Annotated in this window: 23 protein-coding genes; 12 read left to right on the top strand and 11 right to left on the bottom strand. The window is 63.1% G+C overall.

From position 1 onward, the window contains the following. Positions 1-207: 207 nt before the first annotated feature. Positions 208-1,362, bottom strand: a complete 1,155-nt coding sequence (coaBC, locus tag AUR66_RS16655; protein WP_058573321.1) for a bifunctional phosphopantothenoylcysteine decarboxylase/phosphopantothenate--cysteine ligase CoaBC — start codon at positions 1,360-1,362, stop codon at positions 208-210. A gap of 86 nt (positions 1,363-1,448) precedes the next feature. After that, on the bottom strand, positions 1,449-2,228 hold the full coding sequence (locus AUR66_RS16650) for an FAD-dependent oxidoreductase (RefSeq protein ID WP_058573320.1): 780 nt from the start codon (positions 2,226-2,228) through the stop codon (positions 1,449-1,451). 548 nt (positions 2,229-2,776) lie between these two features. On the opposite strand from AUR66_RS16650, the gene AUR66_RS16645 reads away from it, so the two are divergent. Continuing rightward, entirely contained in the window at positions 2,777-3,580 is an 804-nt protein-coding gene (locus AUR66_RS16645) for a DUF4386 domain-containing protein (RefSeq protein WP_082682259.1), read from the top strand. A 193-nt stretch (positions 3,581-3,773) separates the two neighbouring features. Here AUR66_RS16645 and AUR66_RS16640 read toward each other — a convergent pair whose 3' ends face one another. Further along, on the bottom strand, positions 3,774-4,289 hold the full coding sequence (locus AUR66_RS16640) for a hypothetical protein (protein WP_157533189.1): 516 nt from the start codon (positions 4,287-4,289) through the stop codon (positions 3,774-3,776). 190 nt (positions 4,290-4,479) lie between these two features. Next, on the bottom strand, positions 4,480-5,400 hold the full coding sequence (locus AUR66_RS16635; protein ID WP_058573317.1) for a DUF7551 domain-containing protein: 921 nt from the start codon (positions 5,398-5,400) through the stop codon (positions 4,480-4,482). Between the two features lie 115 nt (positions 5,401-5,515). On the opposite strand from AUR66_RS16635, the gene AUR66_RS16630 reads away from it, so the two are divergent. The 4 genes from AUR66_RS16630 (at position 5,516) to trkA (AUR66_RS16615) (ending at position 10,719) form a co-directional block, all read left to right on the top strand. Further along, complete coding sequence (locus AUR66_RS16630; RefSeq protein ID WP_058573316.1) at positions 5,516-6,052, top strand: type II toxin-antitoxin system RatA family toxin; 537 nt, start codon at positions 5,516-5,518, stop codon at positions 6,050-6,052. 126 nt (positions 6,053-6,178) lie between these two features. After that, positions 6,179-7,516: a Trk system potassium transporter TrkA gene (trkA, locus tag AUR66_RS16625; RefSeq protein ID WP_058573315.1), complete on the top strand. Its 1,338-nt coding sequence runs from the start codon at positions 6,179-6,181 to the stop codon at positions 7,514-7,516. 118 nt (positions 7,517-7,634) lie between these two features. Continuing rightward, a complete protein-coding gene (locus AUR66_RS16620; protein ID WP_058573314.1) occupies positions 7,635-9,239 on the top strand; it encodes a TrkH family potassium uptake protein in 1,605 nt (534 codons plus the stop codon). Between the two features lie 142 nt (positions 9,240-9,381). Then, on the top strand, positions 9,382-10,719 hold the full coding sequence (gene trkA / locus AUR66_RS16615; protein WP_058573313.1) for a Trk system potassium transporter TrkA: 1,338 nt from the start codon (positions 9,382-9,384) through the stop codon (positions 10,717-10,719). An 18-nt stretch (positions 10,720-10,737) separates the two neighbouring features. On the opposite strand, the gene AUR66_RS16610 is transcribed toward trkA (AUR66_RS16615), so the two are convergent. Then, a complete protein-coding gene (locus AUR66_RS16610) occupies positions 10,738-12,282 on the bottom strand; it encodes a TrkH family potassium uptake protein (RefSeq protein ID WP_058573312.1) in 1,545 nt (514 codons plus the stop codon). 201 nt (positions 12,283-12,483) lie between these two features. On the opposite strand from AUR66_RS16610, the gene AUR66_RS16605 reads away from it, so the two are divergent. The 3 genes from AUR66_RS16605 (at position 12,484) to AUR66_RS16595 (ending at position 15,543) form a co-directional block, all read left to right on the top strand. Then, positions 12,484-13,866: an APC family permease gene (locus AUR66_RS16605; RefSeq protein WP_058573311.1), complete on the top strand. Its 1,383-nt coding sequence runs from the start codon at positions 12,484-12,486 to the stop codon at positions 13,864-13,866. Between the two features lie 87 nt (positions 13,867-13,953). Continuing rightward, positions 13,954-14,616, top strand: coding sequence for a potassium channel family protein (locus AUR66_RS16600; RefSeq protein ID WP_058573310.1), 663 nt, complete (start codon positions 13,954-13,956; stop codon positions 14,614-14,616). Between the two features lie 66 nt (positions 14,617-14,682). Further along, complete coding sequence (locus tag AUR66_RS16595) at positions 14,683-15,543, top strand: hypothetical protein (protein ID WP_157533188.1); 861 nt, start codon at positions 14,683-14,685, stop codon at positions 15,541-15,543. 20 nt (positions 15,544-15,563) lie between these two features. Here the strand turns inward: AUR66_RS16595 and gatA are convergent, their stop codons facing one another. Continuing rightward, positions 15,564-16,835, bottom strand: coding sequence for an Asp-tRNA(Asn)/Glu-tRNA(Gln) amidotransferase subunit GatA (gene gatA / locus AUR66_RS16590; RefSeq protein WP_058573308.1), 1,272 nt, complete (start codon positions 16,833-16,835; stop codon positions 15,564-15,566). Continuing rightward, positions 16,836-17,114, bottom strand: a complete 279-nt coding sequence (gene gatC, locus AUR66_RS16585; RefSeq protein WP_058573307.1) for an Asp-tRNA(Asn)/Glu-tRNA(Gln) amidotransferase subunit GatC — start codon at positions 17,112-17,114, stop codon at positions 16,836-16,838. A gap of 209 nt (positions 17,115-17,323) precedes the next feature. Between gatC and AUR66_RS16580 the strand changes: the two genes are divergently transcribed. Both AUR66_RS16580 and AUR66_RS16575 read left to right on the top strand, forming a co-directional pair. Beyond that, a complete protein-coding gene (locus AUR66_RS16580; protein ID WP_058573306.1) occupies positions 17,324-18,334 on the top strand; it encodes a transcription initiation factor IIB in 1,011 nt (336 codons plus the stop codon). A gap of 58 nt (positions 18,335-18,392) precedes the next feature. Beyond that, a complete protein-coding gene (locus AUR66_RS16575; protein ID WP_058573305.1) occupies positions 18,393-18,866 on the top strand; it encodes an NUDIX hydrolase in 474 nt (157 codons plus the stop codon). Positions 18,867-18,881: 15 nt separating this feature from the next. On the opposite strand, the gene AUR66_RS16570 is transcribed toward AUR66_RS16575, so the two are convergent. Then, positions 18,882-19,973 carry an asparagine synthase-related protein gene (locus tag AUR66_RS16570; protein WP_058573323.1) on the bottom strand — a complete coding sequence of 364 codons (1,092 nt, stop codon included), beginning with the start codon at positions 19,971-19,973 and terminating at the stop codon, positions 18,882-18,884. Between the two features lie 20 nt (positions 19,974-19,993). Continuing rightward, complete coding sequence (locus AUR66_RS16565) at positions 19,994-20,677, bottom strand: PHP domain-containing protein (protein ID WP_058573322.1); 684 nt, start codon at positions 20,675-20,677, stop codon at positions 19,994-19,996. A gap of 260 nt (positions 20,678-20,937) precedes the next feature. Here AUR66_RS16565 and AUR66_RS16560 point away from each other — a divergent pair, with 260 nt between their 5' ends. Together AUR66_RS16560 and purL are read left to right on the top strand one after the other, a co-directional pair. Beyond that, entirely contained in the window at positions 20,938-21,372 is a 435-nt protein-coding gene (locus tag AUR66_RS16560; RefSeq protein ID WP_058573304.1) for a CBS domain-containing protein, read from the top strand. Positions 21,373-21,469: 97 nt separating this feature from the next. Then, on the top strand, positions 21,470-23,578 hold the full coding sequence (gene purL / locus AUR66_RS16555; RefSeq protein WP_058573303.1) for a phosphoribosylformylglycinamidine synthase subunit PurL: 2,109 nt from the start codon (positions 21,470-21,472) through the stop codon (positions 23,576-23,578). Positions 23,579-23,604: 26 nt separating this feature from the next. Here purL and AUR66_RS16550 read toward each other — a convergent pair whose 3' ends face one another. Continuing rightward, on the bottom strand, positions 23,605-24,576 hold the full coding sequence (locus tag AUR66_RS16550) for a quinone oxidoreductase family protein (protein WP_058573302.1): 972 nt from the start codon (positions 24,574-24,576) through the stop codon (positions 23,605-23,607). A gap of 63 nt (positions 24,577-24,639) precedes the next feature. Further along, a partial coding sequence (locus AUR66_RS23380) for a DUF7550 family protein (protein ID WP_449271645.1) occupies positions 24,640-24,757 on the bottom strand: 118 nt, incomplete at its 5' end.

Genomic DNA, 24,757 nt, shown 5'->3' with positions numbered 1-24,757 from the left:
GCTGTCGCCGGTATGGTTTCGGACCCGTATCCGACGCTTCGGCGTATCGCAGGCGGCCTCGGCCGCAAAGACGCCGCCTCGATTACAGTCGGAAGCCTCCGAGCGACGATTGCGACGAGTATCCTCCTCGTCGTGTTAGTGCTCGGGGGTGTCCTCGTCGGCCTCCTGAGCTAACTCGGTCCCACTACTTTTTCACGACTGTCTGCTTCAGTCGAGCGTCGTTTCGAGCGCTGCTGTGACGCGCGCACCCAGCCCAGCTTTCGACCCGACGAACTCACTCGTGTCGCCATCGCGGACGATGAGTGCCCGCGTCTCTTCGTCGCCCATGACCGACGCGTCGTTGGCGACGACGAACGCGAGGCCGACGCGGTCCATGATTCGACGTGCTTCTGCGACCATCGCGTCGTCGTCGCCGCTCGTCTCGGCTTTGAACCCGACGATAGTGAGATCTGGATGCGACTCGCGGACGGTGTCGATGAGTTTCGGCGCGGGTTGCAAGTCGAGCGTAATCGCCTCACCGGAGCGAATCTTCTGGTCGGCCGCCTCCACGGTGAAGTCGGAGATGGCTGCCGCGGAGACGAGTGCGTCGGCGTCTTCTGCAGCATCCTCGACGGCAGCGAGCATCTCGGCCGCGGACTCGACCTGTTTCACGTCGGCGTAGTGGACGTCGTCGCCGTCGTGGACGAGCGTCACGTCCGCGCCGCGAATCGTGAGGGCGCGAGCGACGGCGCGACCCGTCCGCCCCGACGCACGGTTCGAGAGCGTCCGAATCGGGTCGATAGACTCCGTGGTCGACCCCGAGGTGACGACGACCGATTTTCCGGCCAGCGTCTGCTCGGTGACGGCCTTCGCGACACCCGTGACGATAGCGTCCTCGGTGGCAATCTTGGCTTTGCCCTCCTCGATTCGTGGGTCGACGAACTCGACACCCCACGATTCGACGCGCTCGATGGCCTCCAGGACGCCCGGATGGTCGTACATCGGTTCGTGCATCGCGGGCGCGACGACGATGGGGACGTCGGCACCGAGCGCCGTCGTCGCACACGTCGTGACCGGCGAGTCGTCGATGGCGGCCGCCATCTTTCCGACCGTGTTTGCCGTCGTCGGCGCGACGAGGAACACGTCGGCCCACCCGTCGCGGCCACAGAGTTCGACGTGTTCGACGCGGCCCGTTATCTCGGTGACCACGTCGTTCTCGGTGGCGAACTCGACGGCCCACGGGTGGATGATACCCGTCGCGGCGTCGGTCATCACCGCGCGGACAGATGCTCCCTGTCGGCGGAGTTCGTGCGCCAACTCGACGACCTTCACGGCCGCGATACTCCCTGTCACCCCGAGTGCGACGTTGACACCTTCCAGCATTCACTCGTGTCTGCGCCCGCTATCGGTTAAAAGGATTCGCGTCTGTGGAGGTGGGACGGGTCGGAAAACCGAGTCGGGTGAGATGCTTACTCGTCGAGGCGGCCGAGTTCGTCGTCGACGAGGCTCGGATGCGTCCGCTGGGGTTCGGGGTGGCGTTCTGCGAAGAATTCGCGCATGACCTCCCGAGACTCCGCTTGCCGGCGTTCCCACTCGTCTTCGTCTATCTCTTCGCACGCGGGCGGCACCTCGCGGCCCCGGTCGGTGAAGTAGCCGTTCGGCGTGACCCAGTCGTTGTAGAACGGCGTCTCAGAGTCGTGAATCAGTGTAATCGCCGTCTCGGCGGCGTCGCCCGCGGCGACGACGGTCTGGTGGTAGATTTCGGTGAGTCGGCCGGCAGCGTAGATGCCCGGGACTGCCGTCCGTCCGAGTTCGTCCACGTCGACGTAGGTCTTCGACCCGGCGTCGCGGAGTTCGACACCCGTCTCTTCGAGGTACGAGGCGTCGGACCACGAGGCGGCGACGACGCGGGTCGCCGTCCATTCGTCCGTCCCGTCGTCGGTTTCGACCGTCGCGCGGAACAGTGGGTCGTCGTCGCTGCCGAGCACTTCAAGGTCGGCCACGCGGCCGGTCAGCGTCTCCGCACCGGCATGGTCTGCCTGTTCACCGAGGAGGTCGGTGAACAGGCGACTGTTGACCCCCGCGGGGAATCCCGGTACGTTCTCCAGGTGTGCGTTGCGTCGAACGATAGATTCGCCGTCGTTTACGACCAGTGTGTCGAGGCCGGCACGACCGAGGAACGTCGCCGCGGTGAGTCCAGCGACGCCACCGCCGACGACGAGTACGTCTCGCGGATTCGTCTCGTCCATACGAGTCGTTGGCACAGCGGTGAGTAAAGGGGCGCGATTGAGTCTATGGAAATCTTCGGTCATCGACAACGTGTTCGAGCAGTTCCTCTTTGGTGAGTATCTCCCCCGGCAGTTCGTTCGCATCTAACGCTGCGGTTCTCTATCGAGACGCCGAGAGTAGTACGTTTGAGCAAAATGTAGTGCGATGCCGACGATAAGCAGCAGTAGACCAAGTGGAAGCCAGACCAAGTTAATCAGGTCGAGTAGTAGCGGAATCACCAGTATTGTCGCACCAGCAACAGCGATGTGGAGGGGCTTCATTTATCATTAGATTGACTACTATAGCCAATAACGCTTCGGGAGCCTGATGAACTCACCCTCTATCTGTGTCCGGCCACGTTAGACAGCGTTCGGTTCGGACCATGCGGTCGTGCAGTAATACACTGCGTGTCCGTCACAGCAGTCTCGGCGACTCCAGCGTTTGATAGGGCAAACGGCACTTTTGAACCTGTGAGACTATCTAGCGAGGTTTTGGCGTTTCGTCCCCTTCATTCAAGCGGTGATTCACGATGACTACACGAGAAGCGACCACGGAGATTGGTTATCCAGGCAGTTACTTGACGAGGAGGTCGTATACGGGGACTGCAAGAATCGTCGGAGTGTTGTTCATCCTCGGAACCGTCTCGGGAATCGTGAGCGGTGTCTTCGTAGAACCCTATCTGACACCCACCACGAATGCAGCCCAGTACCTCACTTCTATCTCTGAAGGCGGAATGCAAGTGATGGTCGGCGCTTTTCTCGTGTTCACCATGGGTATCTCCCTCGCCCTCATCCCTGTCTTCATGTACCCCGTTTTGAAGCGGTACAACGAGCCACTGGCAATCGCGTATCTCGTCTTTCGAGGTGCCCTCGAGTTCGTGATGTACCTCGCACTCATGGGGGTTCTGCTCACCATCCTCGCTGTCAGTCGGGACAGCGTATTTGCAGACACTACGACTGGAGCGTTCGACTCCATACTCGTGCTAGTCGCTGGATACGAAGTGGTCTACTACGTCCTACTGACGCTCGTATTTGCCATCGGGGCTTTGATATTCTACTTCGCGTTGTACCGCACCGAACTCGTCCCCCGGTGGTTGGCTGGGTGGGGTCTTCTCGCAGCGCTCTTGTGGTTATCTTGGGGAGTGGCGGGGGTGTTTGGTCTGTTCGACCCAGCGGCGACGCTCCGAATCGGTATCTCGCTTCCGACGGAGTCGGTGTTCGCCCTTCCGATAGCACTCCAAGAGATGGTCATGGCGGTCTGGCTGATCGTTCGGGGATTCAATCAGTCTGTAATCGAATCACTCGATGTGGCAGAGACCGCGCCCGTTCGATAACCAGCACGGTCCGGTGGATACTCCGGGAAGTCGCAGGACTCGTCGTCTCCAATTCGCAGCAGCGAGCACCCAGTCGTTTCGACCAGACGAGTTCGAACGCGAACCCAGCACCGTGCTGACTCCGCCCACCGACGAACCAGCCAACTCGACCGCACTGGGCGTGAAAACGAGCCGAGACGGTGAGTGTGGAGGGCTACGAGTTGGACCACTCGATATCGATGTCGGCGACGGCGAGGGCGGGGATAGTTCGCTGGTCCCCCTGCAAGGGCTGGTACGTCTCTGTTCCGAGGACGCGTGCCCAGAGCGTAATCTCGTCTCCGCGGTGAACCCGGTCGCCGACCCAGGATGCGTAGAGAAGGTTGTGCCACGAGTCGTCGGCGGCGACCACGAAGTAGTAGGTGTCTTCTCGGTCCAACTTCGTCACCCGGCCGACCGTCCCCAGGTAGTAGACGGCTTCGCCAGTGTAGGAGTCGATGTTCTCGAGGAGGTGACTGTAGGCGGGTGAGGAGGCGTTGTTCCGGACGGCAGCGATTCCGTCGGCGGTGAAGTCGCGGAAGCGAAGGTCGACGTCTGTGGAGTTCTCGGTCGTCGGGCCGTAGTACTCGCCTGCCGTCGTAGGCGTGGGAGAGTTCTCTTGGCTACCTGTGCAACCGGCGAAAAGGGTTGCCACGCCAACGCCGGTGGCCGCAAGGTAGTCACGTCGCTTCATACTGCGTTCGTGTGCGAGCACATACATAAGTTCGCGCCCGGATTCGAGTCTCGTGAGTTCGCATACGGTGTGGCCGCGACGGTTCGGGATGTACGCCCCACCTGTCGGTCTGTCACACTCACTCGGTGTGAAACAAAGAGCGCCAGCTTGTCGAATGCATCCGGCGCGGCCATCCCCGTATTTCGGCGTGTTACTCCCGGTGCCCCTGGTTTGGTGACACACCGGAATCGTTGAGCCAGCGGTTCTCCGCGACGTCGACGCTGACGAGTCCGTCCGACGGTGTCGCTGGAGAAATCTGCAGACGGAGACGCCAGCGGGCGTCAGACAGTGCTTCGCCGTCGATGAACGCCACACACCGGGCGGGAGTCCGTTTGAGAAGGTCCACGGCGAGTGGGAGCGTCGGAATCCGGCCGGTACGCTCTGCGAGGGCGTAGTCGCCGAAGGTGAGTTCCCAGCGTCGGGCCTCCGCGTCGGCGGTGTCGGCCTCGTTCTCGTCGCTGGCGAGGGGTCGAACTGTGTACCCGTCGAGGAATCCGACGGACTCGAGGTTTCGAAGCGTCGCTCCGACCGGGTTCGGGGTTCGCTCCGAGGCGAACAGCGAGGCGGCCTGCTCGACGACGGCGGTCTGTTCGTCTGCCGACAGTCGAACGTCCATCTCACTCATCAGACTCCACACCATCGTGAGACAGTAGTCGTCTTCGCCGTCGACGACTTCGGCCAGCGTGAGATACGTCTCCATGGCGGCGGACTCGACTTCGCGGTGTCCCGACTCGGAGAGCGACTCGAACATCGCGCCGGCGACGTCGTGGCAAAACGAGGTGAACCTCGTCTGCCGGTCGCCAGCGTCTACCGCGAGCGGCGGTATCTGGCTCGACGACTCTTGCACGAGTGGGTCGTAGTACGGCGCGGCAGGGTCGTATCGACGGAGCACAGAGCGATACTCACTCGCGAGTTCGGCGGCCTCACCGGCAGCGTGTCGATTCGGAAACGACAGCCCGGAGACTGCCGCCGGCGCAGTCCCACTGCGGCCACACAGAACCTCGAAGTCGCCATCGGGACAGGACAGAGACCGAATCTCTGCTCTGATGTCCCGCAGCGTTCCCCCCACCATCTCGACTCTAGGTGTCGACACGAGCCGATTATAGATTGCGATGACGTGCGCACAGGGACATCCTCGGGAATCTGCGGCCCGCAAGGCTTAGTTCTCCCCGGACACATCACCTTGCGTGGACGAGATAGCCGTCAGTACCGTCGTCTACTTGCCTCCCGAAGATATCTACGAGTTCCTCGTGGACTTTCCACGGTACGCGAACTACTCGAAACACTTGCGAGAGGTTCGGAAGTCGGGCGACGGGTCACCAGGAACCCGCTACGCGCTCCGGTTCTCGTGGTGGAAGCTCACGTACACCGCCGAGTCGAGGGTGACGGACGTTACGCCGCCGACGCGCATCGACTGGAACATCACGAAGGACATTCACGCCGTCGGTCGCTGGCGAATCGAAGAACTCGACGAACTCCCGGCCGACGCGCCGTCTGAGGCCGAGTCAGCCTCTCGCGTGTTCTTCGAAGTCGAGTACGACCCCGACACCGTCTCTGCCGGTGATATCGACCTCCCCCGATTCGTCTCGCTTGGGTGGGTCATCGACAGACTGAAACCCGTCTTGCAGACCGAAGCAGAGCGCATCGTCGAGCGTATCGTCGCCGACATCGAGGGCCGCCCACGACAGGTCGAGATTACGATTCACACCCAGCATGGGAACTGAGCGGTCCAGTTTCGGCCTGTGGGTGGGTGCCGGCGGTGAGGTACCGTCCGACGCACCCGTGGACGAAGGGAAATGCACATACGCACCCGCAGTCCAACCGAGAGGTATGACAGGGGCTGGTCCAACGTGCGCGTGATTATCGTCGGTGCCGGACAGGTCGGGTCGTCGATTGCGGCCGACCTGGACGCGACCCACGAAGTCGTCATCGTCGACTGCGACCCCGAGCGAGTGGACGAACTGAACTACTCGCTCGACGTGCTGGCGATTCACGGGGACGGCACCTCCGTCGACACGCTCGAAGACGCGGGCATCGAACGGGCCGACATGGTCATCGCCTCCACCGACGACGACGAGACGAACATCGTCGTCTGCGCGACGGCGAAGGCCGTCTCGTCGGCGTTCACCATCGCCCGCGTGAAGAACACCGAGTACCTCCGGACGTGGCAGCACTCCGAGAAGGCCTTCGGTATCGACTTCATGGTCTGTACGAACCTGCTCGCCGCAGAGTCCATCGTCCGCGTCGTCGGCCTCCCCGCCGCGCGCGACGTAGACCCGTTCGCCGGCGGCGAAGTGCAGATGGCCGAGTTCGAAGTCGACGACGACAGTCCGGTCGCCAACCAGACCGTCAGCGAGGCGGACCGATTCGACTCGCTGACGTTCGCCGCGATTCTCCGCAACGGTGCCGTGACGATTCCCCGTGGTGACACCATTATCCGACCCGGTGACCGCGTCGTCGTCATCGGGAGCCCACAGAGCGTACAGGGCTTCGCGACGTCTATCTCACCAGACGAATCGCCGGGGACGGCCGAAGAAGTCGTCATCGTCGGCGGGAGCGAAATCGGCTACCACGTCGCTCGTCTCCTCGAAGAACGCGGGTTCAAACCACGCCTCCTCGAACAAGACCCAGAGCGTGCTCGCGAACTCGCCGAACAACTCCCCGGTACCATCGTCATGGAGAGCGACGCGACAGATATCGACTTCCTCGAACGCGAGTACATCGGCGACGCCGACTTACTCGTCTCTGCGCTCGACTCCGACGAGAAGAACCTGCTCGTCTCGCTTCTCGCCGCACGCCTCGGCGTCGAGCGAACTGTCGCCGTCATCGACACCACCCCGTACGTCGACCTGTTCGAAGCAGTCGGTGTCGACGTCGGCGTGAGTCCGCGCGAAGTCGTCGCCGAAGAGATTACGCGCTTCACCCGGGAGGGTGGCGCAGAGAACGTCGCACTCATCGAGTCCGACAAGGCGGAAGTCCTCGAAATCGAAGTCGACGCCGACAGCGTCCTCGCCGGACGACCGATTCGCGAGTCGGTGACGTCGCTGCCAGAAGGTGTCGTCGTCGGCGCAATCACCCGCCAGCGTGAGTTCATCACGCCGCGTGGTGACACCGTCATCGAACCCGGCGACCACGTCGTCGTCTTCGCAGACAGTTCTGTCGTCGGCGACGTCGCCCCCAAACTGTAGCGCTGCCCCTCCGTGCCCGACACGGCTACTGGGTCGCCAGCCACCACGTCACACGCTCTCGTAGGTGAGCGCGAACCCGAACAGGCAAGAACCCTGCGTCCGGAACGTTTCTCCACGAATGAAACTGCGCGTCGATTACAAAGCCAGCCTTCGTCTCGTGGGGACGGTCCTGAAGTATCTCGCAGTCCCCCTCTGTTTTCCCCTCGTCGTCGCGCTGTACTACGGTGAGTCGGTCCTCCCGTTCGTCGTCACGATGGCCGTCACGGTTCTCGTCGGCATCGGACTCGAACGTCTCACCGACGAACCCGACATCGGCGCACGCGAAGGCTTCTTGATGGTCGCAACGACGTGGTTCGCGGTGACACTCGTCGGTGCGATTCCGTTCCTCATCGAGGCACACGGCGTTCCGTTCGTGACTTCGGCCATCCACCCGGAGTCGACGCTCGGCAACCCGGTCAACGCACTCTTCGAAACGATGAGTGGATTCACCACGACTGGAGCGACGGTCCTCGGTGACATCTCGTTCGACACACACACCCGGAGCATCATGATGTGGCGGCAACTCACGCAGTGGCTCGGCGGGATGGGTATCGTCGTCCTCGCGGTGGCAATCCTTCCGGAACTGTCGGTCGGTGGGGCACAACTGATGGACGCAGAGGCACCCGGACCCGGCATCGAGAAACTCACGCCGCGCATCGCCGAGACGGCACGCGCCCTCTGGGGTGCGTACCTCGGCCTCACCGTCCTCGAAATCGTCCTCCTCTACAGCCTCCACGTCACCGGCAACGCGCCGAACATGGACGTCTACAACGCCATCGCACACGGCCTGACGACGATGCCGACGGGGGGATTCTCGCCAGAAGCGCGGAGTATCGAGGCGTTCTCTGCGGCCGCACAGTGGGTCATCATCCCGTTCATGGTCGCTGCCGGGACGAACTTCGCCCTCTTCTGGCACGTGTTGACGGGCGAACCGAAGCGACTCGTCCGCGACACGGAGTTCAAATCCTACCTCGGCATCATCGGCGTCATCTCGGCCATCCTCGCGGCAGTTCTCTTCGTCGGTGACGGCCTCGTGTCCGTCGCCCCGGCGGGCGAGACGTACGACCAGTTCTACCTCGAAGGCGTTCGCACGGCACTCATCGGCAACGTCGAACCGTCGATTCGACAGTCGATATTCCAGGTCGTCTCTATCGTGACGACCACTGGCTACGCGAGCATGGACTTCAACGCGTGGAGCGCACCGACGCAGTACGGCCTGCTGTTCGCGATGTTCATCGGTGGGTCCGCCGGGTCGACTGGTGGGGCCATCAAAATCGTCCGCTGGTACGTCATCCTGAAATCGCTCCGTCGTGAGTTGTTCACGACTGCGCACCCCGAGGCGATTCGCCCGGTCAGACTCGCTGGTCGCGCCGTCGACGAACGCGCTATCCGCGGTATCTACGCGTTCACGCTCCTGTACCTCGTGCTGTTCTTCGTCTCCACAGGGGTGCTCCACCTCGATGCGGCCCGTATCGACCTTGGACTGAGCGTGCTGGAGTCGATGAGTGCCGTTGCCGCGACACTCGGGAACGTCGGGCCGGGATTCGGTCTCGTCGGCCCCATGGGAAGCTATCTCGACTTCTCGAACAGTTCGAAACTGTACATGGTCATCCTGATGTGGATGGGCCGTCTGGAGATTCTCCCGGTGTTCGTCCTCTTCACCCCCGAGTACTGGCGGCGGTGAACGACTGCTGTCGGAGACTCGTCCGCCGGCCCCCCTCGACTCGCAGACAGTGGCGTCTTTTCACGTCCGCACTCCGGAGCAGAAATGTTGATGGGTGTGGTACTTCACTCGTGAGTATGCAACAACCGCGAGGGTGGCATCCGTGCGTGTAGTCATCGTCGGCGCGGGTGAAGTCGGGTCGAACATCGCAGCGAGCCTCGCCGATTCACACGATGTCGTCGTCGTCGACGTGGACCCAGACCGCGTCGAGGAGTTGAACTACTCACTCGACGTGCTGGCGATTCAGGGCGACGGTGCCGCGATAGAGACCTTAGAAGAGGCCGACGCCGGGAGTGCCGACCTCCTCATCGCGAGTACCGACCACGACGAGACGAATCTCGCGACCTGTGGCACGTCCAAAGTGCTCGGTGACGCGTTCACCATCGCTCGCGTCAAACACGTCGGGTTCCTCAGGACGTGGGAACGCTCGTCCGGCGCGTTCGGCGTCGACTTCATGGTCTGTTCGAACCTGCTCACTGCGGAGGACATCGTCCAGATTATCGGCCTCCCCGCAGCAGTAGACGTCGAGTGGTTCGCCAACGGCCTCGTGCAGATGGCCGAGTTCGAAATCGACCCGGAGAGCCACCTCGTCGGGCAGACGGTCCAAGAGGCCGACCAGTTCGACCTGCTCACGTTCGCCGCGATTCTTCGGAACGGCGACGTAGAGTTACCGCGTGGAGACAGCACACTCGACGCCGGTGACCGTATCGTCGTCATCGGACCACCCGAACGGGTCTCCCAGTTTGCGACGACTGCGTCGCCGAACGACGCAGCGAACGACACGGAGAACGTCTTCGTCGTCGGCGGTGGGGAAATCGGGTTCCAGACTGCGCGATTGCTCCAAGAACGCGGCATCAAACCACGCCTCATCGAGGAAGACCCAGACCGCGCCCGCGAAGTCGCAGAGACGCTGTCGGACACACTCGTCTTTCAGTTCGATGCGACCGATACGGAGGCACTCGAACGAGAGAACTTCGGGGCCGCCGACGCCGTCGTCGCAGCGCTCGAAAGCGACCAGGAGAACCTCCTCGTCTCGCTTCTCGCCAAACGACTCGGGGTCAATCAGACGATTGCCGTCGTCGAGACTGGGGAGTACCGCGACGTGTTCGAGGCCGTCGGTGTCGACGTGGCGGTGAACCCGCGCGTCGTGACTGCCGAAGAGATTACTCGAATCACACGCGAAGAGACGACGGAGAAACTCACGTTCATCGAAGACGACCGGGCCGAGGTCATCGAAGTCGAAGTCGACGAGAAGAGTGCGCTCGCCGGTGAGATGATTCGGGAGTCGGTTCCGCGGTTACCGAAGGGTGTCGTCGTGGGTGCCATCGCACGCGAGCAAGAACTCGTCTCCCCGCGCGGCGATACGGTCATCGAAGTCGGCGACCACGTCGTCCTCTTCGTCGACGAACGCGTCGCCGAAGAGATTACTTCGTCGGTGTGACGCGACGGCCCTCGAACCTCACGAGCGCCAGTACGACGGCGTGAGGATGATGAGGACCGACAGAATCTCCAGACGGCCGATCCACATCAAGAAGACCATGTAGAGCTTCGCCGCGTTCGAGAACGGCAGGAAGTTGTTCATCGGTCCGGCGATACCGACGCCCGGTCCGATGTTTCCGAGTGTCGCGATGGCGACGCCGACGGCCTCGATGCCGGAGAGTTCGAGCCCGATTCGGAGGCTGTCGAGGTAGATGAGGACCGTCGAGACGGCGAAGATGGCGAGGAACGTCATCGTGAACACGAACAGGCCGCGGATGGTCGACTCGTCGACGACTTCGTCGGCGAGGCGAACGGGGCGGACTGCGTCGGGGTGGACCGACGTGAACAACTCGCGGACCGCCGCTTTCTGGATGAGGTACCAGCGAATTATCTTGACCGACCCGGCCGCAGACCCCGCCGACCCGCCGAGGAACATCGCCAAGAGGAGGACGACCTGCGCCGACTGGTCCCACGTGTTGAAGTCCATGCTGGCGTACCCAGTCGTCGTCACGATTGCGACGGTCTGGAAGACGGCTTGCCGGACTGCGTGTTCGAGGTCACCCGGAATCGTTGGCACGTTTGCCGGCACCACGTCGAGGCCGAGCCCGGTGAAGAGGAGGACCGAGAGCACGCCACCCACGAGACCCATCATCAGGAGGTACGACCGAAACTCGGCGTTCTTCGTCAAGCGCTCGGGTTCGCCAGCGAGGACGTACCAGAACAGCGCGAAGTTCGTCCCGGCGACGACCATGAAGACGACGACGGCCCACTGAATCACAGGTGAGAACGCTTCGACGCTCCGCGCTTCCGGTGAGAACCCACCCGTCGGAAGCGTCGAGAGTGCGTGGGCGAGTGCGTTGTAGAAGTCCATGTTCGGTGCGAGACCGGCGAGGTGCAATCCGTAGTAGACGACCACCGCTGCGATGGTGAAGCCGATGTAGATTCGCCAGAGGGCGCGGGCCGTATCCCGTATCCGAGGGGTGAGTTTCTCTATCGACAGCCCCGGCGCTTCCTGGTCGATGACCTGTGCACCCCCCACCGACAGTTCGGGGAGGATGGCGACCATCAGGACGATGATTCCCATCCCACCGAGCCACTGGGTCACTTGCCGCCACATCATGATGCTCCGCGTGTGTGTGTCGAACGAGATGTCTCCGAGAACTGTCGCCCCAGTCGTCGTAAATCCGCTCATACTCTCGAAGAGGGCATTGACCGGCGTGGCCACGGTTCCCTGTCCAGCGACGAGATAGGGAACCGACCCGACGAGGGGGACTGCCAGCCACGTCAGACTCACCAACAGAAACGCCTCGCGGTGGCCGAGGTCCGGGTCAGACTGGAGGCGTTCGAGCCCCACCCCGACGAGGACCATGACGGCCATGGTCACCACGAACGGGACGGGGCTCTCACCGTAGTAGAGGGCGACAGCAATCGGCAGCAACGGCGGGAGTGCCATGTACTTGATTACCGACCCGAGGAACCCCAGACTCGTCCGGTAATCGACGTAGGTTGTGAAATTCGCGTTCATCCTCTTGTTCACGAGTCAAGATTGGGAGCAGCCATATGATTCCTTAGGTCCTGTCTCCCTCTCGTCGCCGAGTCTGCCGTGAGACGACGGCCGAGTGAACGAGTACAGACACCCGGGCTGACCTTTATCACAGTCCATGGTGAATCGCACTCACACACGCATGACAACTCGACGACGAGATGGTGTCGAGAGGGTGGCCCAGTGAGTCACTCTGGCGGACGTGAGCCGTCGGTGAGCCTCAGTCTGTTGGACGCGACGATGGTCGGTATCGGCGCGATGATTGGAGCGGGAATCTTCGTGTTGACCGGCTTGGCCGTCGACATCTCCGGCCCGGCAGCACTCGTGGCGTTCGCGCTCAACGGAGGCGTCACGACGTTCACGGCGCTCTCGTACGCCGAATTAGCCTCTGCGATTCCGCGAAACGGCGGCGGGTACGCCTACGTCCGCGAGGTGTTCTCTGCACCCGTCGCCTTCGTCATGGGGTGGACGCGGTGGTTCACGTACATGATTGCCGGGTCGCTCTACGCGCTGGGATTCGCCTCGAACTTCCTCGAATGGGGCCACATCTACGGCATCACGCTCCCCGGCCAACCAGTGCTGTACGCACTCGGTGCCGTCGTGGCGCTCGTCGCCCTCAACGGCCTCTCGACGGAGGCGTCGGGACGAGGCGAGACGGCCATCACGCTCGTCAAAATCGCCATCCTCGCCGTGTTCGTCATCTTCGGCCTCACGGCAACGCGAGTCAACGAGTTCGACCCACTCTTCACGAAGGGACCGTTGTCGCTCCTGCCCGCGATGGGTCTGACGTTCATCGCGTTTCAGGGGTACGACCTCATCGCCACCGTCACCGAGGAAGTGGAGAATCCGCAGGTGAACATCCCGCGGGCGATTCTCCTCTCTGTCCTCGTCACCGTCGTCGTCTACCTCTTCGTCGTCTTCGTCGCCATCGGAACGCTCGGTGCCGAAGAACTCGCCGGCGCGGGTGAGACGGCCATCGCACAGGCGGCAGAGGGGTTCATGCCGTCGTTCCCGATAATCGGCACTGGTGCGTCACTCATCGCCTTCGGGGCGGTGTTCTCGACGATTTCTGCGCTCAACGCAGTCGTCATCGGGTCCTCTCGGGTGGCGTTCGCCATGGGTCGTGAGCGCCAGTTGCCCGCCCGCCTCGGTCGGTTCCACCACCGATACGGGACGCCACTCGTGGCGATTATGGCCTCCGCGGTGGTGATGCTCATCGCCGTCGTCGTGGTTCCCATCCGAATCGTCGGGAACCTCGCGAGTCTGTTCTCGCTCCTAGGGTTCATCATCGTCAACTACGCGTTGATTCGACTCCGGCGACGGCAACCCGACCTGCAGCGACCCTTCGAGGTGCCGTTCTACCCGGCTACACCGATACTCGGCATCGTCTGTAACGCGCTTCTCGGGTTGTTCATCGACCCGTTTACGTGGATACTGGCTATCGGCTGGTTGCTCTTCGGCGGTGCCGTCTACCTCGTGTTGTCGAGACGGGGTGACATCGGTCCGACTGCGGCACCGGAGATTCAGGAACCGGAGCCAATCCAGACGACAGACACCGACGACTGAGGACCCGAGACAGACCTACCCACAGAACCGACTCCGACCGAACAGACCACCGAGACCACTACGACACTCCCACACGAACATACACTCATGCCAAAACCAGTGACTCAGGATTTACGCGTCATCATCGGCGGCGGGGGAGAGATGGGCGTCCGTACGGCGGAACTCCTCTCAGACCGCGGCCACGACGTCGTCATCGTCGAATCCGACCCAGACCGCTGCAAGGAACTCTCCGACAAGTACGTCGCGACCATCATCGAGGGTGACGCGTCGCGCCCGGAGAAACTCAGACAGGCCCAACCCGAACGAAGCGACGTCGTCGCCGCGTTGACCGACGACGAGACGACCAACTTCGCCATCTGTATGGCCGCCCAGCGGATGTCCGACGCCCGAACCGTGATGCGCATCAACGAGACGGCGGACGAACTCTACGAAGAGTTCGTAGATGGTCTCGTCTTCCCAGAGCGACTCGGCGCCCGCGCGGCGACGAACGAAATCGAGGTCAGCGGCGTCAGAACTATCGAGGACATCGGCGGCAACGTCGAAGTCGTCGAAGTCGAAGTCGCCGACGACGCACCCGTCGCCGGGAAGCGACTGGACGAGGTCCGACTCCCACGCGGCAGTCTCATCATCGTCGACTACCACGGCAACCGACTCGGTGGCCCAGATACGCTCCTCGAAGCGGGCCACCGCTACGTCCTCGCTGTCGAGTCGAACGTCGCCGACGAAGTGATGAACCTGTTCAGGGGGTAGGGCACATCGGTTTTTTACGCCCGCTTCGCCTGAAGACCTATCACACTGGAAAGAAGTCTGACACTCATGTCCTGTCCCTCCCGTCGTGCGGTTCTCGGCTCTACGGCGATGGTTCTCGGTTCGCTTGCTGGGTGTCTCGGTGCGCCGGCAGAGAGCGATACGGCAACGACGACTCCAACCGAAACTGAGAGACGCACGTCCGAATCGACCGAACCGCCCACACCTGCGTACGATGTGGACGTAACCAACATCAGGGTAGTGCCGGAGTTAGTCGCGTTCGACTCGCCCGATTCGACCAGCACCGTGGGCACGCGCGACGAACAGTTCGTCGTCGCAACCGTGAGCGCAGCAGACGAGTCTGGACCGAGATACAGTGAATTCGAACTCGTCACAGGAGACGACGTCGTTCAGCCCATCACAGCAGTCGAAAACAGCCGTGCCCATCGCCTCTGGCCCCGGAACGACGGGCCGTACACGATGGGTGGGGTTGGGTATCTCGTGTTTCGACTGCCGAAGCCCACTGATACCGCATCGGTCGCGCTCGAATGGCCCGGCGGGTCGTACGAACACGATTCGGACACCGTCTCGAAACTCAGACGCCCACCAGCCGAGTTCGTGGTTCACGGAATGTCTGCAGAACAGCAGGGGGACAGACTCACAGACGTGACCGTGACTATCGAAGTCGAAAACACGTCCTCGGTAGCTGGCACCTTCGTCGGCGCGCTCGACCGAGTCGGGCCGTACGTGGCGTACACACCCGAGGAAGCCGTCGGTCTGGAGGTTCCTGCCGAAGAGACGGCGACGTGGTCGCACACGTTCGAGTTACCACTGCCGGCGGAGGACGAATACTCGATAGCAACCTTCGCGCTCGACTGGCGAGCAGGTCGGTTGGAGACGAACGTAGACCTTCGAGAAGGCGAGCGCTAAACAGAGAATCCGCGAACGGTTCAGTTCTCGACGGCAGACGCCGCGCGGATGATGGTCTCTTCGTCGAACTTCTTGCCGATGAGTTGGAGGCCGACCGGGAGACCATCCGTCTCGCCCGCGGGCACGGAGATAGCGGGGAGGTTGGCGAGGTTCACCGGGACGGTGTTGGCGTCGGCGAGGTACATCTGAAGCGGGTCGTCGAGGCTCTCGCCGAGTTTGAACGGCGGGACGGGCATCGTCGGCGACGCGAGTACGTCCACGTCCTCGAACGCCTCGTCGAAGTCCTGTTTGACCCACGCGCGGGCGTCCTGTGCCTTCGCGTAGTACTTGTCGTGGTACCCGGCAGAGAGCGCGTACGTGCCGAGGAGGATACGACGCTTCACTTCGGGTCCGAAGCCTTCCTCGCGGCCACGGGCGAAGGCGTCGTTCCAGTTGCCTTCGTAGCCACCGGACTTGCCGTAGCGGACGCCGTCGAACCGCGCGAGGTTCGAGGACGCCTCGGACATGGCGATGACGTAGTAGGCGGCGACGGCCTTTTCGACCGACGGCATGCTGACTTCGCGGTACTCGGCACCCTGTGCTTCGAGTTCGTCGAGGGCGGCCCAGAAGGCTTCCTCGACGCCTTCGTCGGCACCGTCGACCAGTTCGGTCGGGACGCCGATGGTGAGGCCGTCGACGTCGCCGTCGGCGGCGGAGGCGTAGTCGGAGTCGGCACCCTCCTCGTGGGTGGTTCCGTCTCGCTCGTCGGGGCCGGCGATGACGTCGAGGAGGCCCGCGGCGTCTTCGACGGTGGGTGCGATTGGGCCGATTTGTTCGAGAGAGTTCGCGTAGGCGACGAGGCCGTAACGGGAGACGAGGCCGTAGGTCGGTTTGATGCCGACGACGCCACAGAAGGCCGCGGGACAGCGGATAGAGCCACCCGTGTCAGACCCGAGTGCGAGGTCCGCTTCGCCGGCGGCGACTGCGGCGGCAGACCCACCGGACGACCCGCCGGGGACGCGGGATTCGTCCACGGGGTTCTTGGTGGGGCCGAACGCCGACGTTTCCGTCGTGGTCCCCATCCCGAACTCGTCCATGTTGGCCTTGCCGACGATGGTCGCGCCTGCGTCTTTCAGCAGTTCGACGACCGTCGCGTCGTACGGCGGGACGTAGTCTTCGAGCATCGTAGAGCCACAGGTCGTGCGGAGGCCCTTCGTCGAGATGTTGTCCTTGACGGCGATGGTCTTCCCGCTGAGTGGGCCGTCTTCGTCGCTCTCGACCGTCTCTTTCGTGATGAAGGCGTTCAGCGACATTTAGGACACCCGTGGACCCTTGAAGTAGCCGTCTTCGGTCTCTTCGGCGTTCGAGAGCGCCTCTTGTTGCGTCAGGCCCTCGCGAACCTCGTCGGGGCGCATCACGTTCACCAGTTCGTCTTCGCGGTCCACTTCGGGGACCTCGTCGAGGGCGTCGAAGTACTCGAGGATGTCCGCGAACTGCGTCGCGAACTCCTCCACTTCGTCCTCGTCGAGGTCGACCCGCGCCAACTCGGCGACGTGTCGAACCTCGTCGGCGTCGACGGGCGTATCGCTCATATATCGCAGGTGACGGAGACCGGGAGTAAGGGTTTCGGTGTGGCCCGTTCGTCGTCGCTCCGGTGGGTTCGAAGCGGGTGCTTCCCACTCTTCGGGGTTGCCACCCGAACCCGCTATATTTAGCCGTTTTATCGCCGTCAGATATAAGTAAGCGGCGTCAATACGAATAGACGGAGAACGACCGTTCCCAGTTGCTTCTCTCGCACACAATGACAGGAAGTGTCCGACGTTTCACGACCGACAACGCGCGCGTGCGCAAACAGGCAAACGACCAGTCCGAACGCGACAGCGAACGGACCAAACACGAACAGGACGAGACGCTCACGTGCCCAGAGTGCGGTTCTGAGTCGCTCGTCTCTGATTCGGAGCACGGTGAGACGGTCTGTGACGACTGCGGCCTCGTCGTCGAGGAAGACGAGATAGACCGCGGACCGGAGTGGCGTGCGTTCAACTCCTCCGAGAAGGACCAGAAGTCCCGCGTCGGTGCCCCCACCACCAACATGATGCACGACAAGGGACTGTCGACCAACATCGGCTGGCAGAACAAAGACGCCTACGGACGCTCGTTGTCGTCGCGGCAGCGAGAGAAGATGCAGCGCCTCCGAACGTGGAACGAGCGCTTCCGCACTCGTGACTCCAAAGAGCGCAACCTCAAGCAGGCACTCGGCGAAATCGACCGGATGGCCTCGGCCCTCGGTCTGCCGGACAACGTCCGTGAGACTGCCTCCGTCATCTATCGCCGCGCACTCAACGACGACTTGCTCCCCGGACGCTCCATCGAGGGTGTCGCCACGTCGTCGCTCTACGCCGCCGCCCGCATGGCTGGGACGCCTCGTTCGCTCGACGAGATTACGAACGTCTCACGGGTCGAAAAAGACGAAATCGCCCGCACGTACCGATACGTCGTTCGGGAACTCAAACTCGAAATTCAACCTGCCGACCCCGAGCAGTACGTCCCACGCTTCGCGAGCGACCTGGGTCTCGCAGACGAGACCGAGCGACGCGCACGACAACTGTTGAAGACCGCGAAAAAGCAGGGCGTCCACTCCGGCAAGTCGCCGGTCGGCCTCGCCGCCGCCGCCGTCTACGCCGCCTCGCTCCTCACCAACGACAAGGTGACGCAAAACGAGGTATCTGAGGTGGCCAACATCTCCGAGGTCACCATCCGGAATCGCTACCACGAACTGCTCGAAGCAGAAGAGCAGATTCAGACGCCCTGACCGAGTCGGCCTTTTCACGTTTCGCAACACCGATACTCGCTGCGCCAGAGCGTCGCGTATGGAGACGACGCGACACTTCACCGCGACGGTGTACATCGTCAACGACGGGGCCGTAGCCCTCCACCGCCACGAACGCCTCGGCATCCGAATCCCACCCGGCGGCCACGTCGACAGAGACGAACTCCCCCACGAGGCCGGTCTGCGCGAAGTCCGCGAAGAGACCGGTCTCGACCCAGAACTCGTCGACGACACCGACTCGGTTCCGGCACCCGACGGCGAGGTGCTTCCGCACCCTCGTCAGCAGATGCTCTACGACATCAACGTCCACGGTGATGGAAGCGTCGGCCACCAGCACATCGACCACATCTACTACGCTCGCGTGGACTCCCGCGACATCGACCCTGCGCCGGGCGAGGCCGACCCAGACGTGTGGCAGTGGTACGACCCCGACGATTTACGCGACAGCGACATCGACCCGGATACGGTACAGTTTGCGCTGGAGGCTATCGACGTCGTATCAGACGAAGACTAAACTCGGACCGGCCGCCTATTCGACGAGCGACTCCACGTACTGCTGGACGTGGTTCTCCATCCGACGCTTGAACCCCGCCTGTCGGGCGAGTCGGTCGAGTTCGCGGGACGCGTAGGTGCCGTACTGCACCGCCTTCTTGTCCGCCTCGGCGACTGACGCCGGGAGAACCGCTTTCGCCGCCGCCCTGAGTGCGACTTTCCGCCGGCCATCGGCGACGAGTAACTCGCCGGGAAGCGGGAGTGCCGCTTCGACGACTCTGTCGTGGAGGAGTGGTGCAACTGGTTCGACACCTGCCGCACGGAGCGTCAGCACGTCCCGTTCGAGTTGGTCGGGGAGGGTGAGAATCATCTCGCGGGCGGCCCCGCGAACCGTCTCGGCTTCCACCCGCGGGTCGTCCGGTGCTTTGGCAACCTTCGCGTACCCGCCGAAGAGTTCGTCCGCGCCCTGCCCGACTGCGAGTCGGTCGTATCCGTCGGCAGCGACGCGTTCGGCAAGCAGGTACAGCGGAAGGACGATTTGTACGTCCATCGGGTTCGTTCGGCCGAGTGCCGCGACGATTTCGGGGACGGCGCGTTCGATTGCCTCGTGCGTGAGTTCGACGACGCGGAGGTCACGGTCCATCGCGGCGGCGGCGTCACGGGCGGCGGCGATGTCGTGTGACCCCTCGAATCCGGCGACGTAACACGGTGCGTCTGGAACGCCAGACGCGACGACGGCCGAATCCACACCGCCAGAGAACGCGACGGCGAGGCCGTCGTCGTCGACTGAGTCGACGGACTCGAAGACGGCCTCTCGGACCCGAGAGAGTGCCTCCTCGGTGTCGGTGGTGACGTTCGGAGCGGGGAGCGTCCAGACCTGCTCGGCGCCTCCAGCAACGTCAGCGGTCGTGGGGCGGGAATGTCCCGACGGAACCGCCACAGGGTCAGACAGGTCACGGTGGTCGAACGACCACTGTGAAGGGTCGTCTCGCTCGGAGAAGAGTGGTTGACGTCCGAGCACGTCGCGGACGAGATGGCCGTCTATCTCTCCGGCGAACCCTGCGGTTCCGGGGAGTGGGTCGCGTTCGGCGAGGGCCCGTCGAACGAGTGCGTCGTCTGCGCCGCGCATCGCGTCGTCCTCGTCGCCCATCAGAGCAGGTCGGTCAGCGCGTGTTTCATACGGCGTTTCGCACCGCCGGCGGCCTGCTGGAAGGAGATGCGCCACGGCGTCTTGCTCCCGACGACGCTGGTTCGCCCCTCGGTGATTGCTTCGAGGATGGCGTCGGCGCTTCTGGTATCGGTTCCGACTTCCGTGACTGCCTGTCCGACCATCTCACTGATGTGGGCGTCGCTGCCGGCGGTCATCGGCAGTCCACGGCGCTTCGCGAAGCGCTCTGCACGCTGGTTGGCGATGCCGGTGAGGAGACGTGAGTTGTAGACTTCGATGGCGTCCGCGGCGGCGAGTTGGGCACGTGAGATGTGCGGGGCGACGCCGTGGCGCGACTTCTGGAACGGGTGGGGGACGACTGCGATGCCCCCGGCGTCGTGGATTCGGTCGAGTGTCTCGTCGTACGAGAGGCCGGCGGGGATGAGTTCTCGCACGCCGAGGGCGAGCACGTGGCCTGCAGCGCAGGTGATTTCCATCCCCGGAATGCCGACGAGTCCGTAGTCTGCTGCAACGTCTGCTGCTTCGAGACTCGCGTCGATTTCGTCGTGGTCAGTGACGGCAAGCGCGTCTAATCCGACTGCCGCCGCCTGTTCGAGGAGGAGTTCGACCGGGTCCCGCCCATCGTACGAGAGGGACGAGTGCGAGTGCAACTCGACCGATAACACGAGGTACCCTAACAAATGAGGCTAAAAAAGCGCCCCGGTCCCGGTTCGATAGGTGTGTCTCACTCACGCACGGATACTGCCCAAGCGCAGTGGTTGGGTATCTCCCGACACGTGGTACGTTTCCGAGAGTGTCTACGAGAGACGATATACCATCCGAACTGGACAAAATGTAAGAATACAGATATAATATGCCAGTGGACAATACTTCGATACGGTGGGTAGACCCCGACGAGTGGTGGGCACCACCGGGGAGAAGAAAGATGACTGTACGAGACATCGCGCGACCGAAGGACGAATTGGTAACTGCGAAGGTAGACACACCGGTCGACGAACTGGCGAAGATGATGGAAGACAGGATGGTCGGGTCCGTCGTCATCGCCAACGGCGACGACATCGAGGGTATCGTCACAGACCGTGACATCGCACTCAAGTGCGTCGGGACGGGCGGCGACCTGAAAGGGATGACTGCGAACGACGTCATGACAGGCGAACCGTTCACCGTGGATGCCGACCTCGGCGTCTACGACCTGTTCCACCAGATGCGTGAACACGGCGTCCGCCGTGCTCCTATCGTGGACAACGGGAAACTCAGCGGTATCGTCACCTTGGACGACTTGCTCGTCCTCCTCGAAGACGAGATGCACGAACTGTCCGAAATCATCCGTGCTGGGTCGCCGCCGTACACGCCCGCGTGAGCGTTCGACGACCCGTCACCGACGACCGACGCTGTTTTTTGGGCACGTTTGTGCACATAGAAAGGGTTTACACTATGCGTTCTGACCATACCAATGAATGACGCTTCCCGACGCGGACCGCGACCTCGTCGTCGCCGAACTCGGCCGAGACCCGACGCCGGCCGAGGAGATACTCTTCGAGAACCTGTGGAGTGAACACTGTGCGTACCGGTCGTCTCGCCCCCTCCTCTCGGCGTTCGATTCGGACGGAGAACAGGTCGTCATCGGGCCCGGTGACGACGCCGCCGTCGTCTCGCTGGACGACGACACGTACATCACACTCGGCATCGAGAGCCACAACCACCCCTCGTACGTCGACCCCTACGACGGCGCGGCGACGGGTGTCGGCGGCATCGTCCGCGACACGCTCTCGATGGGCGCGTACCCGATTGCACTCGCCGACTGTCTCTACTTCGGTGACTTCGACCGCGAACACTCGCGGTACCTGCTCGACGGTGTCGTCGAGGGAATCGCCGACTACGGAAACGCCATCGGCGTCCCGACGGTCGCAGGCGCGACATCGTTCCACGAGAAGTACGAGGGCAACCCACTCGTCAACGTCGCCTGTGTCGGTCTCCTCTCCGCCGACCGTCTCGTGACCGCAGTTGCACAAGAGGCCGGCAACAAACTCGTTCTCGTCGGCAGTTCGACCGGCCGTGACGGCCTCGGCGGCGCATCGTTCGCGAGCGAGGACCTCGCCGAAGACGCCGAAACCGAAGACCGACCGGCCGTGCAGGTCGGCGACCCGTACACGGAGAAACTGCTCATCGAGTGCAACGAGGCACTCCTCGACGAGGAACTCGTCGAATCTGCACGTGACCTCGGTGCCGCCGGCCTGGGCGGCGCGTCGTCCGAACTCGTCGCGAAGGGTGGCTTCGGTGCACAAATCGACCTGAACGCCGTCCACCAGCGCGAACCCAACATGAACGCCTTCGAGATTCTTCTCTCGGAGTCCCAAGAGCGCATGTGCTACGAAGTCGCGCCGGAGAATGTCGAACGCGTCCAGGCGATTGCCGAGCGATTCGACCTCGGAAGCGCCGTCATCGGCGACGTCGCCGAAGGCAACTACGTCTGCACCTTCGACGGCGAGACAGTCGTCGACGTGCCGCCGGAGTTCCTCGCCGAAGGCGCACCGATGAACGACCTCGACGCCACGGAACCCGAGGGAGCGGAACGTGACCTCCCCGAATTCGCCCTCTCCGAGGCCCTCGAAGCAGTCCTGTCGGACCCCAACACCGCCTCCAAGGAGTGGGTCTACCGCCAGTACGACCACGAAGTCGGCCTGCGAACGGCCCGGCGACCCGGCGACGACGCGGCACTCCTCGACATTCCAGAAGCCGACACGAAACTCGCCTTCACGGCCGGTGCCGACCCGAACTGGACCGACGCGGCCCCGTACGACGGTGCCCGCGCCGTCGCCTTCGAGAACGCGACGAACCTCGCCGCGAAGGGTGCCACTCCACTCGCAGCAGTCGACTGCCTGAACGGCGGTAACCCCGAGAAACCCGACGTGTACGGCGGGTTCAAGGGAATCGTCGACGGCCTCGCGGACATGTGCAGTGCGCTCTCCGTGCCCGTCGTCGGTGGAAACGTCTCGCTGTACAACGACTCCGTCTCGGGGCCGATTCCGCCGACGCCGACCCTCGCGATGGTCGGCGAGGCCGCCGGCAACTCGCCCGGCATGTCGCTCTCGGGTGAGGGAGACCTGTTCCTCGTCGGCTATCCCGGTGACGCACTCGGTGGGTCGACCCTGCTCCAGCACGAAGGCGGGTCCGACGCCTTCCCAGCGCTCCCCGACGACGAAACCGCTGCCGCCGCTCTCGACGCGATTCGCGCCATTGCCACCGACGATTCGACCCTCGCCGTCCACGACGTGAGCCACGGTGGTCTCGCGGTCACCCTCGCCGAGATGGTGACCGAAGACGTCGGCGCAGACGTCGCCGTCGAGAACGTCGTCCAACTCTTCGACGAGACGCCGGGTCGCGTCGTCGTCGAAAGCACGGACGTGGATGCACTCGTTTCTCTCGCCGGTGACGTGCCACTCTACGAACTCGGCACGACGACCGACGACGACTATCTGGGCGTGACCGTCGACGGCGACCACGTTGCCTTCGACGCCCCGAAAATCGCCGACCTACGCGGCGTACTCACGCACGAACTGGACTAAGCGGAAACCGAATCGACGGCCGTCGCTTACGGTTCGAGGACGACTTTTCCAGTACTCTTTCTGTCTTCGATGTACTGGTGCGCTGCCGCCGCATCTTCGAGGGGGAACGACTCGCCGACGATGACGTCGAGTTCGCCGGCCACGAGGAGTTCGGAGAGTTCGGGAACAGCGCCGAGTACCGACTCGGGGCGCTTCTGCATCGCGTTTCCGAGGTGGAACCCGATGACCGACTTGTTCTCGAAGAGGAGGCGTGTCGTATCCGCTTTGGCTACCTCACCGGAGGCCGCACCGTAGGTGACGATTCGGCCGAAGTCAGAGAGTGCGTCCAGACTGTGCTGGAACGTCTCGCCGCCGACACCGTCGAGGACGAGGTCCACGCCCTCGCCTTCAGTCTCGTCGGCGATTGTCTCGCGGAAGTCTTCCTCGGTGTACTGGATGGGGTGGTCGAGGCCGAGGTCCGTCGCGAGGTCGAGTTTCGCTTCGGTGCCGGCCGTGCCGAACGTCTCTGCACCCGCGAGTGACGCGAGTTGGACGGCGGCGGTGCCGACCCCTCCGGCGGCGGCGTGAATCAACACTCGTTCGCCTGCTTCGAGGCCACCCCACTCGTGGAGGCAGTTGTAGGCGGTGAGGAACTGGATGGGGAATCCGGCAGCCTCCGCGAAGGACATCGATTCCGGTACGTCGAACAACCCGTCTGCACGGGCGTTCACGTACTCGGCGTACGCGTTTCCACCGGTCATGGCCACGACGCGTTCGCCGATTTCGCGCTCCACGCCTTCGCCGACGGCGTCGATGGTTCCGGCCGCTTCCATCCCCGGCGTGTAGGGTGGTTCCGGGCCGTCACGGTAGTGGCCGCGGCGTTGCATGATGTCGGCGAAGTTGATGCCGACCGCTTCGACGGCGAGTCGGACCTCACCGGGACCCGGTTCTGGCATCTCCGTCTCGCGGACTTCGAGGGTGTCGCTACTCCCGTACTCGGTGACGACTATCGATTTCACAGTCCTCCTTCGCGACGCTGACAGAAAAACGGAGAGAAAGCGGAAGTTCGTCAGGTGTCGGTTCTACGCGAGGAGCAGGGGGAGACCGAACGTGACGGCGAGGCCGACGACGAGGACGAGAACGCCGGTCGTGACCTGTCCCATCGTGAACTCTTGCATCGGGGAGGTGACGCGTCCTTCT

The organism is Haloferax profundi, assembly GCF_001469865.1.
In the GTDB taxonomy this organism is placed as follows: Archaea; Halobacteriota; Halobacteria; order Halobacteriales; family Haloferacaceae; genus Haloferax; species Haloferax profundi.
Note: the sequence above shows the minus strand (reverse complement) of the source record. Positions and strands in the feature narration are given on the sequence as shown.